The following is a 13,451-nucleotide window of genomic DNA, read 5'->3' on the forward strand; positions in this document are numbered from 1 at the left end:
GGGTCTGTCGCTCATGCGAGCGGTGCCGAGCCTAGAGGGCGGGCGCCGGGCGATGCCGGGGTGACCGCCCCTCGGACTGGTGGCGGGGGTGACGACGGCGACCCGGAGGGGCCGCGCCGCCGCCGGCTCAGGAGAGCAGGCCGCGCACCTCGACCAGCCGCTGCAGGAGCCCGTTGACGAATCGTGGTGAGTCGTCGGTGGAGAGCACCTCGGCGATCTTCGTGTACTCGCCGATGATCGCTCCGCGGCCGGACTCGTCCTCGCCGTAGAGCAGCTCGGCACTGCCCAGACGCAGGATCGCGCGGTCCACCGCGGGCATCCGGTGCAGCGGCCAGTCCCGGGAATGGGTGGCGAGGTCCTCGTCGATATCGACCGCATTCGGGGCATAGAGCTCGACGAGCTCACGGGAGCGCTGCGGAAGCGGGGTCTGCGCCGCCGTGCGACGCAGCCGCTCCTGCAGCACGCCGAGCACCTCACGCTGCTTCGCATCGGCTTCGAAGAGCACGTCGATCGCCCGGATCCGGTCACGCGAACGGCTGTGGAGCCGGTCGGAGGGGGCGGGGACGGTGCGCTCGAAGGTGACCTCGGCACCCTCGCGGGTGGGGTGGGGCAGGCCGGGGACCCGGCGGATCTCCGGGGCCCCGGCGTCCTCCGGTGCGGAGGATTCGTCCCGCGCGGAACCTGAGGTCACTTGACGCGCTCGAGATAGTCGCCGCTGCGGGTGTCGACCTTGACCTTGTCGCCCTCGTTGAGGAACAGCGGGACCTGGATCTCGCGCCCGGTCACGAGCGTGGCGGGCTTGGTGCCGCCGCTGGAGCGGTCGCCCTGGAGGCCCGGCTCGGTGAACTTGATCTCGAGGACCACGGAGGCCGGCAGCTCGACGAACAGCGCCTCACCCTCGTGGAAGGCGATCACCACGTCCTGCTCCTCGATCATGTAGTCCTTGGCACCGCCGACGGTCTCCTCGGTGAGGCTGGTCTGCTCCCAGCTGCTGGTGTCCATGAACACGTACATGTCGCCGTCGAGGTAGGAGAACTGCATGTCGCGGCGATCGACCGTGGCGGTCTCGACCTTGAGGCCGGCGTTGAACGTCTTGTCCACACCCTTGCCGGACATCACGTTCTTCAGCTTGGTGCGCACGAAGGCCGGGCCCTTGCCGGGCTTGACGTGCTGGAACTCGACCACGCTCCACAGCTGCTGGTCCAGCACCAGGACCATCCCGTTCTTCAGATCATTCGTCGTCGCCATGAGTCTCCTCGGTAGTCGTCTGGGCGTGCCCAGGATAGCGCGCAGGCACGTGTGCGCCGGGGTGGAGCGGGCACTCAGCGAGCCGACGTGAGGTCGATCATGCTCAGCAGCCGTACGGCCAGCGGATGAGCGGCGCTCTCCTCGCGCCAGCCGCTGGTCTTCACCGCCCGGGAGACCGTCTGCTGGGTCACCCTGAGGCGCTCGGCGAGCTGCGCCTGGGTGGCCCCGGGATCCTCACGCAGCCTGCCGACGGTCTCGCGCTGGCGGCGGTTCCGAGTGCGGATCATCCACACCACCAGACGCAGCACGGCCTCGGCATCTGCGGCGGTGTCCCGATGACGGTCATCAGCGGCCCTCACCGCCACGGGGACCTGGGAGGTCGTCACCGCCGCCTGCAGCGCCGCGGTCGCAGAGTCGACGGCAGGTCCGGAGATCTCGCGCACCGAGCCGGGCAGCGGCCGGGTCACGGCGCCGATCCCCAGGCCTGTCGCGAGCGGGCCGATCTCCGCCGCACGCAGCAGCACCTCGAGGGCGACCTCGGCCCGCTCGGCGAGGACCAGTGCCTCGGGACCCATCGTGCGCTCAGGTGCCGGCGACAGATCCAGCCCCTCCAGCGCGGAGAGCAGTGCCGGGATCGGATCGCCCTCGTCGCGGCCGTGGCCGCGACGGCCGGAGAGGGACAGGACGAACACGGCGACTCCTCGACGATGCAGGGCAGGGACGGCAGATATCAGGTGTTCGTGACGATACAGCGAATTATCGTTGAGTGCCGGGGTGTGGGAGCGGTGCCCGTGTCGAGCTCAGGCGAGCTCGATGAGCTCCTGGTACTCCGCGTTCCAGAGGTCCTCGACCGCGTCGGGCATCATCAGCACCCGCTCGGGGTTCAGCGCCGCCACCGCGCCGGGATCGTGCGAGACCAGCACCACGGCGCCCTCGAAGGCCGCGAGCGCCCCGAGGATCTCCTCGCGGCTGGCGGGGTCGAGGTTGTTCGTCGGCTCGTCCAGCAGCAGCACGTTCGCGCTGGAGACGACGAGGGTCGCGAGCGCGAGACGGGTCTTCTCGCCACCGGAGAGCACGCGGGTGGGCTTGTGGACATCATCCCCGGTGAACAGGAACGAGCCGAGGATCTTGCGGGCTTCGACCTCGGGCAGCTCATAGGCCGCGGTCATCATGTTCTCGAGCACCGTGCGGCCCAGGTCGAGGGTCTCGTGCTCCTGGGCGTAGTAGCCGATCCGCAAACCGTGACCGGGCAGCAGTCCGCCGGTGTCCGGCTCATCGACCCCCGCGAGGATCCGCAGCAGGGTGGTCTTGCCGGCACCGTTGAGCCCGATGATGACGACCTTCGAGCCGCGATCGATCGCGAGATCCACGCTGGTGAAGATCTCGAGGCTGCCATAGGACTTCGAGAGGTCCTGGGCCATCAGCGGCGTCTTGCCGCAGGGGGCGGGCTTCGGGAACCGCAGGGAGGCGACCCGGTCCTGCTGGCGCTCGCCCTCGAGCCCGTCGAGCATCCGCTCGGCGCGCTTGAGCATGTTCTGGGCGGCGACCGCCTTGGTGGCCTTGGCTCGCATCTTCTCGGCCTGGGCGGTGAGCTGGGTGGCCTTCTTCTCGGCGTTCGTCCATTCGCGCTTGCGACGCTTCTCGTCGTCCTCGCGCTGGCGCTGGTACAGCTTCCAGCCCATGTTGTACATGTCGATCGAGGCCCGGTTGGCGTCGAGGTAGAACACCTTGTTCACGACGTGCTCGACCAGCTCCACGTCGTGGCTGATGATGATCAGCCCGCCGCGGTAGGTCATGAGGTACTCGCGCAGCCAGACGATCGAGTCATGGTCGAGGTGGTTGGTGGGCTCATCCAGGATCATGGTGGCGGCCTGGGAGAACAGGATGCGCGCGAGCTCGACGCGGCGCCGCTGGCCACCGGAGAGGGTGCCCAGCTCCTGCTCGAGCAGACGGTTGGGCAGGCCCAGGTTCGCGGACATCCGCTTCGCCTCGGCCTCGGCCGCATAGCCGCCGGCGGCATCCAGCTCCGCCTCGAGCCGCGGGTAGCGGTTCATCGCCTTCTCCCGCCGCGCCTCGGTGAGGCTCATGTCCCCCATCTCCTCCTCGGCGCGACGCAGCTTCTTGAAGATCCCGTCGAGTCCGCGCGCGGAGAGGATGCGGGAGAGCACAGGTTCGGTGTCCTCCCCGCTGTGGGTGTCCTGAGGCAGATAGCCGAGCTCGCCGGTGACCTCGACACTGCCCTCGGAGGGGTCCAGGGTGCCGGAGAGCACCTTGGTCAGGGTGGTCTTGCCGGCGCCGTTGCGGCCCACCAGCCCCACCCTGTCCCCTGCGGTGATCTGGAAGGAGACGTCGCTCATGAGCAGCCGGGCGCCGACGCGGATGGCGAGGTCGTGCACGGTGATCACTCGATGGTGCTCCTGTTCGAGGGGGCGGTGGCTCGGTGCGCAGCGGACGGACGGGCCCGCGCGGAGCCTGGACCACTCTAGGTCGCCGCGCCGTTCAGAGCACGCGAACAGCGCTCACGGTGCCGCGTTCCACAGCACAGCTCCCTTCGGCGCCCAGTAGATGAGATGCTGAGCCGAGCGGCCATGATCGAGGCCGAACAACGCTGCAGAGAGGCGCGCCATGCGGATCGGGGTACCCCGGGAGATCAAGAACAACGAGAATCGCGTGGGACTGGGCGCTCCCGGCGTCCATGAGCTCGTGGCACGCGGCCACGACGTCGTGGTCGAGACGGGCGCCGGCGTGGGTTCACGCGTGAGTGACGAGGACTACCGTGCCGCCGGAGCCACGATCCTCGACTCCGCCGCAGAGGTCTGGGCTCAGGCCGAGATGATCATCAAGGTGAAGGAGCCGCTCCCCCAGGAGCACGGCTGCCTGAGGAAGGATCAGATCCTCTTCACCTACCTCCACCTCGCCGCGGATCGGCAGCTCACCGAGGCGCTCCTGTCCTCGGGAGCCACAGCCATCGCCTACGAGACGGTGCAGCTCCCCGACCGCTCGCTCCCGCTGCTCGCACCGATGAGCGCCATCGCGGGCCGGCTCGCCACGCAGGTCGGCGCCTACCACCTGATGGCGCCGCTGGGCGGTGCCGGGGTGCTGATGGGCGGAGTACCCGGAACGAGCGAGGCGAACGTGCTGGTCGTCGGGGGCGGCGTGGTCGGCGAGCAGGCCGCGATGATGGCGCACGGCCTGCATGCGAACGTCACCGTGATGGATCTGAACGTCGCCCGGCTCGGGCAGATCGCGACCATGCACCACGGCGACATCCGTACCCGCTACTCGACGACCCTGGACCTGGCCGAGGAGATCAGGAAGGCGGACGTAGTGGTCGGCTCGGTGCTGATCCCGGGCAAGCGAGCACCGAAGCTGGTGACCGATGAGATGGTCTCGACGATGAAGCCGGGCTCCGTCCTCGTGGATGTGGCGATCGACCAGGGCGGGTGCTTCGAGCACTCCCGTCCCACCACGCACGACGATCCCACCTTCCGCGTCCACGACACCGTCTACTACTGCGTGGCGAACATGCCGGGCTCGGTGCCGGTGACCGCGACCGCGGCGCTGAACAACGCGACCCTCCCCTACATCCTGAAGATCGCCGGGGCGGGCTGGCGCGAGGCCCTGCGCTCCGACGGTGCGCTCGCCAAGGGTCTGCACACCCACGAGGGCAGGCTCACCCACGCAGGAACCGGCGAGGCCCACGGGCTCGAGGTCACCACCGCGGAGCAGATCATCGGCTGACCCCGGCTGCCGCCAGCCGTGGCCGGCAGGGACGGCCGTGGCCGGCAGGAACGGCAGTGGACGAGAAATGTCCCCGGAGGACCGATGCGGGTCATCGCATCGGTCCTCCGGGGACATTTCGTTCCCCGGCCGCGGGGCGCCCCGGCGGACGCGGGGTGCTCCGGCCGGGGGCACGGTGCTGCCGGACGGCGCCGGCGCGCTGAGTCTCAGCTCAGAGGTTGAAGCCGATCGCGCGCAGCTGCTCGCGGCCGTCCTCGGTGATCTTCTCCATGCCCCACGGCGGCATCCACACCCAATTGATGCGGTGCGTCTCGGTGATGGGGTCCAGCGCCGCGAAGGTCTGCTCCTCGAGCACATCCGTCAGCGGGCAGGCGGCGGAGGTCAGGGTCATATCGATGACGGCATTGCCGTCCTCGACGGTGACGCCGTAGACGAGGCCGAGATCGACGACGTTGATCCCGAGCTCGGGATCGATCACGTCCTTCATCGCCTCGATGACGTCGGCGTCGGTCACCGTCGCGTCAGGGGTCTTCTGTTCGGTCATCGCATCCTCCCGAGGGGATAGGGAGCGCAGGAGCTGCTCCTGAAGGGGTGGGGCCGGTCCGGCCCGGGGCGTTCTGTCCCGGGCCGGACCGGCGGGTGGCGTCAGGCGCCGACGAGGAAGCGGTCGTAGCCCTCGGCCTCGAGGCGCTCGGCCAGCTCCGGGCCGCCCTGCTCGGCGATCCGGCCGTTGACGAAGACGTGGACGAAGTCCGGCTTCACGTACTGCAGGATGCGGGTGTAGTGGGTGATCAGCATGATGCCCACCTCGGAGTTCTCCTTGACGCGGTTGACGCCTTCGGAGACCACGCGCAGCGCATCGACATCGAGGCCGGAGTCGGTCTCGTCGAGAATGGCGATGCTGGGCTTCAGCAACTGCATCTGGAGGATCTCGTGGCGCTTCTTCTCACCGCCGGAGAAGCCCTCGTTGACGTTGCGCTCGGCGAAGACGGGATCCATCTTGAGATCCGCCATCGCACCCTTCATGTCCTTGACCCAGGTGCGCAGCGCGGGGGCTTCGCCATCGATCGCAGTCTTGGCGGTGCGCAGGAAGTTCGAGACGGTGACGCCGGGGACCTCGACCGGGTACTGCATGGCGAGGAAGAGCCCCGCACGGGCACGCTCGTCGACGCTCATCGCGAGCACGTCCTCACCGTCGAGCAGGACCTCGCCCTCGGTGATCTGGTACTTGGGATGGCCGGCGACGGCATAGGCGAGGGTGGACTTGCCGGAGCCGTTGGGACCCATGATGGCGTGGGTCTCGCCGGCCTTGATGGTGAGGTCGACGCCCTTGAGGATCGCCTTGGTGCCCTCAGGGGTCTCGACGGAAGCGTGGAGGTTCTTGATCTCGAGGATCGACATAGGTGGTTCTCCTTGACCAGGGATGCTGGTGGATTCGTGAGGTCGGAAGGACGCCGTGGACGGACGCCCGAAGTGTTCAGGTGGCGGGGGCGACGGTCGGATCCACCAGGATCTCGCCGCTGCTCTCGTCGATCCGCACGGGGAAGACCCGTACGGGAAGAACCGCGGGAAGCTGCAGGGGACGACCTGTGACCAGGTCGAACTGGCTGCCGTGCTTCCAGCATTCGATGGTGCAGCCCTCGACGTCGCCATCGCTCAGCGCGATCTCGTCGTGCGAGCAGAGGTCCTCGAGGGCGTGGACGCCACCGTCCTCGGCGCGCACCAGGGCGATCTCGATGTCGCCGACGACGACATCGATCGCCTCGCCGGGGGCGAGGTCGGCCAGGGTGGCGACGGGGACGAAGGCGTCCGTCATCAGCTCATGCTCCGTGCGAGTTCGCCCTCGATCGAGGCCGAGAGCCGCTCGCGGATCTCGGGGACGTCGATCTGCTGGATGATCTCGGCGAAGAAGCCGCGCACCACCAGGCGACGCGCCTCGATCTCGTCGATTCCGCGGGCACGCAGGTAGAACAGCTGCTCGTCGTCGAAGCGACCCGTCGCAGCGGCGTGGCCCGCGCCTTCGATCTCACCGGTCTCGATCTCGAGGTTCGGCACCGAGTCGGCGCGTGCCCCCTCGGTGAGCAGGAGGTTGCGGTTGAGCTCGTAGGTGTTGGTGCCCTCGGCCTCCTTGCGGATCAGCACATCGCCGACCCACACCGAGCGGGCGTTCTTGCCCTGGAGCGCGCCCTTGTAGGCCACGTTGGAGGTGCAGCGCGGTGCGCTGTGGTCGATGAACAGGCGGTTCTCGAAGAACTGGTTCTCATCGGAGAAGTACAGACCGAGCTTCTCGATCTCGCCGCCGGTCGCTGCGTACTCGCCGATCGAGTTCAGCCGGACCGCGCTGCCACCGAGCGTCACGGCGACATGCTTGAGCGTCGCGTCGCGGCCCACGCGGGCGTGATGGGTGGCGATGTGCACCGCGTCGTCATCCCAGTCGTGCAGGGTGATGACGGTCATCTGTGCGTTGTCGCCGACGATGATCTCGACGTTCTGCGCGTACTGCGCAGAACCGGCGTGGTTGAGCACGAAGGTCGCCGAGCTCGACTCCTTCGCCTCGAGCACGATGTGCGCGTTGGCACGGCGCTCGGCGCCCCGACCGGTCACATCCACCCGGAACGGCTCGTCGTAGGCGACGTTCTTCGCGGCGACCAGGTGCAGCGCCTGCGCGGTGCGTGCGGAGGCCACCGCCGCGGCCAGGTCCTCGGGCACCAGGACGGTGCCGCGCGGAGCCTCGCCGGGCGCCAGGGTGGAGATCTCCGGAGCGCCCTCAGGCACCGTGACCTGGTAGTCCACCGCAGCGTCGCCCTCACGGTCGTCGGTCGCGACGTCCTGGAACAGGGGCGCGAAACGGCGCAGCGGGGTGAAGCGCCACTCCTCGACATCGCTCTTGGGGACCTCGTGGTCCGAGACCTCGAAGGAGCGCTTGCGCGCGCCACGGTTCGAGGCGGCGTGGGCGGCGGAGACTTCCTGCCCGGGCAGGGTCAGGTTCTCCTCCTCCAGCTCCGGCGCCGCGGTGGTCTCGACGTCGTCGAGGGCGGTCTGGGCGGCGACCGGGGCGGCCCCGGCGGCGTGGCCCACGGCCTCGTTCGCGGCCGGGTCTCCGGCGTTCTCGGAACCCTTCACATCAGTGGTCGTCATCAACCGACTGCTCCTTCCATCTGCAGCTCGATCAGGCGGTTCAGTTCGAGGGCGTACTCCATCGGGAGCTCGCGGGCGATGGGCTCGATGAACCCACGCACGATCATGGCCATCGCCTCGGTCTCGTCCATGCCACGGCTCATCAGGTAGAAGAGCTGCTCCTCGGAGACCTTGGAGACGGTGGCCTCGTGGCCCATCTGGACATCGTCGACACGGACGTCGACGTAGGGGTAGGTATCGGTGCGGGAGATGGTGTCCACCAGCAGCGCATCGCACAGCACGGTCGAGGCGGAGTGCTCCGCGCCCGGCATCACCTGCACGAGGCCTCGGTAGGAGCTGCGGCCACCACCGCGGGAGACCGACTTCGAGACGATCGAGCTCGAGGTGTGCGGTGCCATGTGCACCATCTTCGAGCCGGTGTCCTGGTTCTGGCCCTCGCCCGCGAAGGCGACCGAGAGGGTCTCGCCACGGGCGTGCTCGCCCATCAGCCAGACGGCCGGGTACTTCATGGTGACCTTGGAGCCGATGTTGCCGTCGACCCACTCCATCACGCCGCCCTGTTCGACGATCGTGCGCTTGGTGACCAGGTTGTACACGTTGTTCGACCAGTTCTGGATGGTCGTGTAGCGGACCCGGGCGTCCTTCTTCACGATGATCTCCACGACGGCGCTGTGCAGCGAATCCGACTTGTAGATCGGCGCGGTGCAGCCCTCGACGTAGTGCACGTAGGAGCCCTCGTCGGCGATGATCAGCGTGCGCTCGAACTGACCCATGTTCTCGGTGTTGATCCGGAAATAGGCCTGCAGCGGGATCTCGACGTGGACGCCCTTGGGGACGTACACGAACGAGCCGCCGGACCAGACCGCGGTGTTCAGCGCGGAGAACTTGTTGTCACCCGAGGGGATGACGGTGCCGAAGTACTCCTTGAAGAGCTCCGGGTGCTCCTTGAGCGCGGTGTCGGTGTCCAGGAAGATGACGCCCTGCTCCTCCAGATCCTCGCGGATCTGGTGGTAGACGACCTCGGACTCGTACTGCGCGGCGACCCCGGAGACCAGACGCTGCTTCTCGGCCTCGGGGATGCCGAGGCGGTCGTAGGTCTCCTTGATGTCCGCCGGCAGGTCCTCCCAGGAGGTGACCTGCTTCTCGGTGGAGCGGACGAAGTACTTGATGTGGTCGAAGGCGATGCCCGAGAGGTCGGGGCCCCAGGTGGGCAGCGGCTTCTTGTAGAACAGCTTGAGCGCCTTCAGGCGGCGCTCGAGCATCCACTCGGGTTCGTCCTTGCGGGCCGAGATATCGCGTACGACGTCCTCGGACAGACCGCGGCGCGCGCTGGCCCCGGCGGAGTCCTCGTCGTGCCAGCCAAAGGCGTAATTGCCGATGGAGTCGATGATCTCGTCCTGTGTGAGCTTTTCTGGTGCGCTCGTCATGGTGTCCTTCCCTCGGTGAGTGGAATGTGGGTCGTGCAGACGTGGGCGCCCTGCGCCAGCGTGGCAAGACGCTGGACAGGTGCTCCGATGATCCGGGAGATGACGCGGGACTCGGCCTCGCACAGCTCGGGGTGATCTGCGGCGACGTCGAGAACCGGGCAGTGTCCGTGGCACAGCTGGGCCGTGACGAGCGTACGCGGTGCGACGCCCGACTCCGGGCCCCTGCCGGGCAACGGCACATGGAGCGGACGCACCGTGGTGGCATAACCCCGCTCGGTGAGCAGCTCGGAGAGCAGCTCGAGCTTGCGGGTGACGGTGATGTCCTCCCCCGCCTGCTCGCGCTCGGCGACCCGTTCGGCCAGCACGTTCTCCCAGTCGGCGATGCGGTGTTCCGCCAGGGCGGTCACCGCCTCGCTCCCACCCAATCGGGCGAGCTCGTCCATGGCCATCACTGCCAGCTCGTCGTACCCGCCGGGCAGGTCCTCGTGGGCCGAGGGTGAGAGCACGAACGACTTGCTGGGCCGGCCACGGCCGCGAGGGGCGAGGGGAAGCTCGTGCTCGGCGATGACTCCCTCCACCTCGAGCGCCGCCAGATGGCGGCGCACCGCAGCGCTGGTGAGGCCGAACAGCTCAGCCAGCCGACGTGCAGTGATCGGGCCGTGGGTCGAGATCGCGTCCACGAGGCGGTCACGCGTGGTCTGCGTGACACCCGTCTCGCCGCCTGGTGCTATGCCTGGTGCGGTCATGATCGCCTCCTCCTGCCGTCGCACCTTTGATTTTACAACATATGTGTTGCCAAATACGCGTCAGCCCTTGTGCGCCACAGCACGAAGGATCCCCTTACCTGGAAGGATGGGGGCACCGAACCTTTCCGCCTGGCATGTGCGAGACTCCGGCCCCACCCGCGAGCGAGCCCCGCGCGCCCGTCGGAACCGCCGACCCCGCTTCCATTTAGTGCCAGTTTCAACTATTCTGGTGTCGTCTTCACCCCGACCCTCGAGGAGCCTTCCGATGACCACGGACAGCACACAGCCTGCCAGCCCAGACTCTCCCGCCGCGGAGGGCGAGCACTCGACCCGCGGCGCCTATGTCGCCACCGGCGAGTCCTTCGACCGCGACATGAACTACATCGACGACCGCATCACCCTCGACGGCCGTGACGGCTGGCCCGTCGAGGTGGACCGGTACCGGCTGATCGCTGCTCGCGCCTGTCCCTGGGCGAACCGCACCCTGATCTCCCGGCGGCTGCTCGGCCTGGAGGACGTCCTCTCCGTGGGCATGCCCGGCCCGACCCATGACAAGCGCTCCTGGACCTTCGATCTCGACGAGGGCGCAGTGGATCCCGTGCTGGGTTACGAGCGACTCCAGCAGGCATACTTCGCCCGCTTCCCGGACTACCCCCGCGGCATCACCGTCCCCGCGGTGGTGGAGGTCCCCACCAAGGCAGTCGTCACCAACGACTTCCAGCAGATCACTCTCGACTTCGCCACCCAGTGGACCGAGCACCATCGCGCCGGCGCACCGGACCTCTACCCCGAGGAGCAGCGCGAGGCGATCGACGCGCTGAACAGGTGGATGCTCCATCACGTGAACAACGGGGTGTACAAGGTCGGCTTCGCAGGCTCCCAGGAGGCGTACGAGCGGGAGTACCTCGCGCTGTGGGAGGCCCTCGACGAGCTCGAGCAGCGCCTGGGTCGCAGCCGTTATCTGATGGGAGCCTCGATCACGGAGGCGGATGTTCGCCTCTTCCCGACCCTGATCCGCTTCGATCCTGTCTACCACGGCCACTTCAAGGCGAACCGGCAGACGCTCTCGAGCATGCCGAACCTGTGGAACTACACCAAGGACCTGTTCACCACCCCCGGCTTCGGGGACACGGTCGACTTCGAGCAGATCAAGCGCCACTACTACTTCGTGCACGAAGATCTGAACCCCACCCAGGTGGTGCCGCTGGGCCCCGACCTGGACCCGCTGCTGGAGCCCCACGATCGGGAACGCTTCGAGACCGACACCTGGGGGCCCGGGGGCACCGCTCCCGCAGCCCCGCTGGCCGCCGAGGTGGTCGATCCCACCCACACACCCCTGCAGGTCACCGGCCGCTGACAGTGACATGGCCCGGCACGCATGACCGGTGACTCACCTCGGGTGCCGGGTCATGCGCGTCGCGGCCTACGATAGTGGGCGCCATGGACGACCACTCCCCTGCCCTCGTCGCCGACGACCTCTCCCTCAGCTACGGCTCCGTCCGTGCGCTCGACGGGCTCACGCTGACGGCCGAGCGCGGCGCCGTCACCGCGCTGCTGGGAAGCAACGGTGCAGGCAAGACCACCGCCATCTCCTGCGCCACCGGCCTGCTGCACCCCGACGGCGGCACCGTTCGGGTGCTGGGCGCAGACCCCTGGCGCTCGAGCCCTGAGCATCGAGCTCGGGTGGGGGTGATGATCCAGGACGGCGGACTCGCCTCGGGTGCCGGGGCGATGCAGCTGCTGCGCTACGGCGCGAGCCTCCACGCCGCCCCCCTGGACGTCGAGGAGGTGGCAGAGCACCTGGGCATCGACGATTTCGCCCGCACCCTGGTGCGGCGCCTCTCCGGCGGCCAGCGTCAGCGCCTCGCGCTCGCGCTCGCCATCATCGGCCGCCCGGACCTGGTCTTCCTGGACGAACCCACCGCAGGGATGGACCCCTCGATCCGCCGCCGCGTGCGGGAGCTGATCCGCGGGCTCGCCCGCACGGGAACCGCCGTCGTCCTCACCACCCATCTGATGGATGACGTGGTGGGCCTTGCCGATGCGGTCCAGGTGATCTCGCGTGGTCGGGTCCTCGCCTCCGGTTCCGTCCAGGATGTGATCAACGCCCACCGCGCGGCCGACGGCGCCCTGGTGGTGCGGGCCACCGCCTCCGGCATCGACCCACTGGTGGCACCCGCGCTCGAAGCCGATCTCCGTGCGGCCGCCGCACGCCATGGCGCCGAGCTCGAGATCAGCTCGGGCGGCGCGGCCGACCTGGAATCCGTGCTGCTGGACCTGATGGATGAGGAATCCCGATGACCACCCTCCCCACCTCCCCTGCCGCTGCGGGGCCTGGGCGCAGCCCCCGGCCCGCACCCGCACTGCGTCGGATCCTCTCCCACGCCGGGCTCGAGGCGAGGGTCCTGCTCTCCAACGGGGAGCAGCTCACGGTCGCCGTCGCCCTGCCCGCCATGGTGCTGATCGGGCTGTGGCTGCTCCCGCTGGGCCGGCTCGAGGGCGTCGCCGCCATCGACACCGCCGTCGCCGCGACCTTCGCGACGGCCCTGATCTCCACCTCCTTCACCTCACAGGCCATCCTCACCGGCTTCGACCGCCGCAACGGAGTGCTGCGCTGGGTGGCGACCACGCCGCTGGGGCGCGGCGGGTACCTGGCCGGCAAGATCCTCGCGACGCTGACCACCCATGTCCTGCAGGTGATCGTGCTGGGGCTGATCGCGCTGATCATCGGCTGGCGGCCCGAGCTGCCAGGGCTGCTGGGGCTGCTCCCGGTATGGCTCGTGGGCACCGTCGCCTTCGGAGCGCTCGGCATGCTGGTCGCAGGGACGCTGCGCACCGAGGCGGTGCTGGCCGTCTCGAACCTCGTCTTCGTCCTGATGATCGCGGCCGGTGGCGTCGCCTTCCCCGTTGCGGCCTATCCGCGGATCCTGGGCGGCCTGGTCGACCTGCTGCCCTCCGGTGCGCTCGGCGAGCTGATGCGGGCGTGCCTGGCCTCCGGGCCGTTCTCCGTCGGCTCGGTCGTGGTGCTGCTGCTCTGGGCCGTCGGCGGGGTGCTCGCCGTCATGCGCTGGTTCCGCTGGACGGACAGCTGACCAGACCAGACGGTGAGCCTCCCGGAATGCGTCGTCGGTCGCATCCGCCCGCATCGCCC

Annotated in this window: 14 protein-coding genes; 4 read left to right on the forward strand and 10 right to left on the reverse strand. The window is 68.8% G+C overall.

Annotated elements, in window-relative coordinates; translation table 11 throughout:
• Positions 1–127: 127 nt before the first annotated feature.
• From nusB to Q0937_RS10960, 4 genes are all read right to left on the reverse strand, one after another.
• Positions 128–691, reverse strand: coding sequence for a transcription antitermination factor NusB (gene nusB / locus Q0937_RS10945; protein WP_299303491.1), 564 nt, complete (start codon positions 689–691; stop codon positions 128–130).
• Positions 688–1,248: an elongation factor P gene (efp, locus tag Q0937_RS10950; protein ID WP_299303493.1), complete on the reverse strand. Its 561-nt coding sequence runs from the start codon at positions 1,246–1,248 to the stop codon at positions 688–690. Before efp ends, nusB begins: the two co-directional genes overlap by 4 nt.
• A 74-nt stretch (positions 1,249–1,322) precedes the next feature.
• Positions 1,323–1,940 carry a winged helix-turn-helix domain-containing protein gene (locus tag Q0937_RS10955; RefSeq protein ID WP_299303495.1) on the reverse strand — a complete coding sequence of 206 codons (618 nt, stop codon included), beginning with the start codon at positions 1,938–1,940 and terminating at the stop codon, positions 1,323–1,325.
• Between the two features lie 108 nt (positions 1,941–2,048).
• Positions 2,049–3,653 (reverse strand): ABC-F family ATP-binding cassette domain-containing protein, encoded by a 1,605-nt coding sequence (locus Q0937_RS10960; RefSeq protein WP_299303497.1) that lies wholly within the window; start codon positions 3,651–3,653, stop codon positions 2,049–2,051.
• A gap of 220 nt (positions 3,654–3,873) precedes the next feature.
• Between Q0937_RS10960 and ald the strand changes: the two genes are divergently transcribed.
• Positions 3,874–4,989 carry an alanine dehydrogenase gene (gene ald / locus Q0937_RS10965; protein WP_299303499.1) on the forward strand — a complete coding sequence of 372 codons (1,116 nt, stop codon included), beginning with the start codon at positions 3,874–3,876 and terminating at the stop codon, positions 4,987–4,989.
• Between the two features lie 211 nt (positions 4,990–5,200).
• Here the strand turns inward: ald and Q0937_RS10970 are convergent, their stop codons facing one another.
• The 6 genes from Q0937_RS10970 to Q0937_RS10995 form a co-directional block, all read right to left on the reverse strand.
• A complete protein-coding gene (locus Q0937_RS10970) occupies positions 5,201–5,533 on the reverse strand; it encodes a metal-sulfur cluster assembly factor (RefSeq protein ID WP_299303501.1) in 333 nt (110 codons plus the stop codon).
• A 101-nt stretch (positions 5,534–5,634) separates the two neighbouring features.
• On the reverse strand, positions 5,635–6,390 hold the full coding sequence (gene sufC / locus Q0937_RS10975; RefSeq protein WP_299303503.1) for a Fe-S cluster assembly ATPase SufC: 756 nt from the start codon (positions 6,388–6,390) through the stop codon (positions 5,635–5,637).
• 76 nt (positions 6,391–6,466) lie between these two features.
• Entirely contained in the window at positions 6,467–6,805 is a 339-nt protein-coding gene (locus Q0937_RS10980) for a non-heme iron oxygenase ferredoxin subunit (protein WP_299303506.1), read from the reverse strand.
• Positions 6,805–8,127, reverse strand: a complete 1,323-nt coding sequence (sufD, locus tag Q0937_RS10985; protein ID WP_299303508.1) for a Fe-S cluster assembly protein SufD — start codon at positions 8,125–8,127, stop codon at positions 6,805–6,807. Before sufD ends, Q0937_RS10980 begins: the two co-directional genes overlap by 1 nt.
• Positions 8,127–9,554 carry a Fe-S cluster assembly protein SufB gene (sufB, locus tag Q0937_RS10990; RefSeq protein ID WP_299303510.1) on the reverse strand — a complete coding sequence of 476 codons (1,428 nt, stop codon included), beginning with the start codon at positions 9,552–9,554 and terminating at the stop codon, positions 8,127–8,129. The genes sufD and sufB overlap by 1 nt, the downstream gene beginning before the upstream one ends.
• Positions 9,551–10,300: a metalloregulator ArsR/SmtB family transcription factor gene (locus tag Q0937_RS10995; protein WP_299303512.1), complete on the reverse strand. Its 750-nt coding sequence runs from the start codon at positions 10,298–10,300 to the stop codon at positions 9,551–9,553. Before Q0937_RS10995 ends, sufB begins: the two co-directional genes overlap by 4 nt.
• Positions 10,301–10,565: 265 nt before the next feature.
• Between Q0937_RS10995 and Q0937_RS11000 the strand changes: the two genes are divergently transcribed.
• From Q0937_RS11000 to Q0937_RS11010, 3 genes are all read left to right on the forward strand, one after another.
• Positions 10,566–11,657, forward strand: coding sequence for a glutathione S-transferase family protein (locus tag Q0937_RS11000; protein WP_299303514.1), 1,092 nt, complete (start codon positions 10,566–10,568; stop codon positions 11,655–11,657).
• 83 nt (positions 11,658–11,740) lie between these two features.
• On the forward strand, positions 11,741–12,601 hold the full coding sequence (locus Q0937_RS11005) for an ABC transporter ATP-binding protein (RefSeq protein WP_299303516.1): 861 nt from the start codon (positions 11,741–11,743) through the stop codon (positions 12,599–12,601).
• Complete coding sequence (locus Q0937_RS11010; RefSeq protein ID WP_299303518.1) at positions 12,598–13,392, forward strand: ABC transporter permease; 795 nt, start codon at positions 12,598–12,600, stop codon at positions 13,390–13,392. The genes Q0937_RS11005 and Q0937_RS11010 overlap by 4 nt, the downstream gene beginning before the upstream one ends.
• Positions 13,393–13,451: the final 59 nt, after the last annotated feature.

The organism is uncultured Brachybacterium sp. (assembly GCF_947500705.1).
GTDB lineage: Bacteria > Actinomycetota > Actinomycetes > Actinomycetales > Dermabacteraceae > Brachybacterium.

Coding starts and splice junctions, on each gene's coding strand:
- efp (WP_299303493.1), bottom strand. CDS start 1,248: ATGGCGACGACGAATGATCTGAAGAACGGGATGGTCCTGGTGCTGGAC.
- ald (WP_299303499.1), top strand. CDS start 3,874: ATGCGGATCGGGGTACCCCGGGAGATCAAGAACAACGAGAATCGCGTG.
- Q0937_RS10970 (WP_299303501.1), bottom strand. CDS start 5,533: ATGACCGAACAGAAGACCCCTGACGCGACGGTGACCGACGCCGACGTC.
- sufC (WP_299303503.1), bottom strand. CDS start 6,390: ATGTCGATCCTCGAGATCAAGAACCTCCACGCTTCCGTCGAGACCCCT.
- Q0937_RS10980 (WP_299303506.1), bottom strand. CDS start 6,805: ATGACGGACGCCTTCGTCCCCGTCGCCACCCTGGCCGACCTCGCCCCC.
- sufD (WP_299303508.1), bottom strand. CDS start 8,127: ATGACGACCACTGATGTGAAGGGTTCCGAGAACGCCGGAGACCCGGCC.
- sufB (WP_299303510.1), bottom strand. CDS start 9,554: ATGACGAGCGCACCAGAAAAGCTCACACAGGACGAGATCATCGACTCC.
- Q0937_RS10995 (WP_299303512.1), bottom strand. CDS start 10,300: ATGACCGCACCAGGCATAGCACCAGGCGGCGAGACGGGTGTCACGCAG.
- Q0937_RS11000 (WP_299303514.1), top strand. CDS start 10,566: ATGACCACGGACAGCACACAGCCTGCCAGCCCAGACTCTCCCGCCGCG.
- Q0937_RS11005 (WP_299303516.1), top strand. CDS start 11,741: ATGGACGACCACTCCCCTGCCCTCGTCGCCGACGACCTCTCCCTCAGC.
- Q0937_RS11010 (WP_299303518.1), top strand. CDS start 12,598: ATGACCACCCTCCCCACCTCCCCTGCCGCTGCGGGGCCTGGGCGCAGC.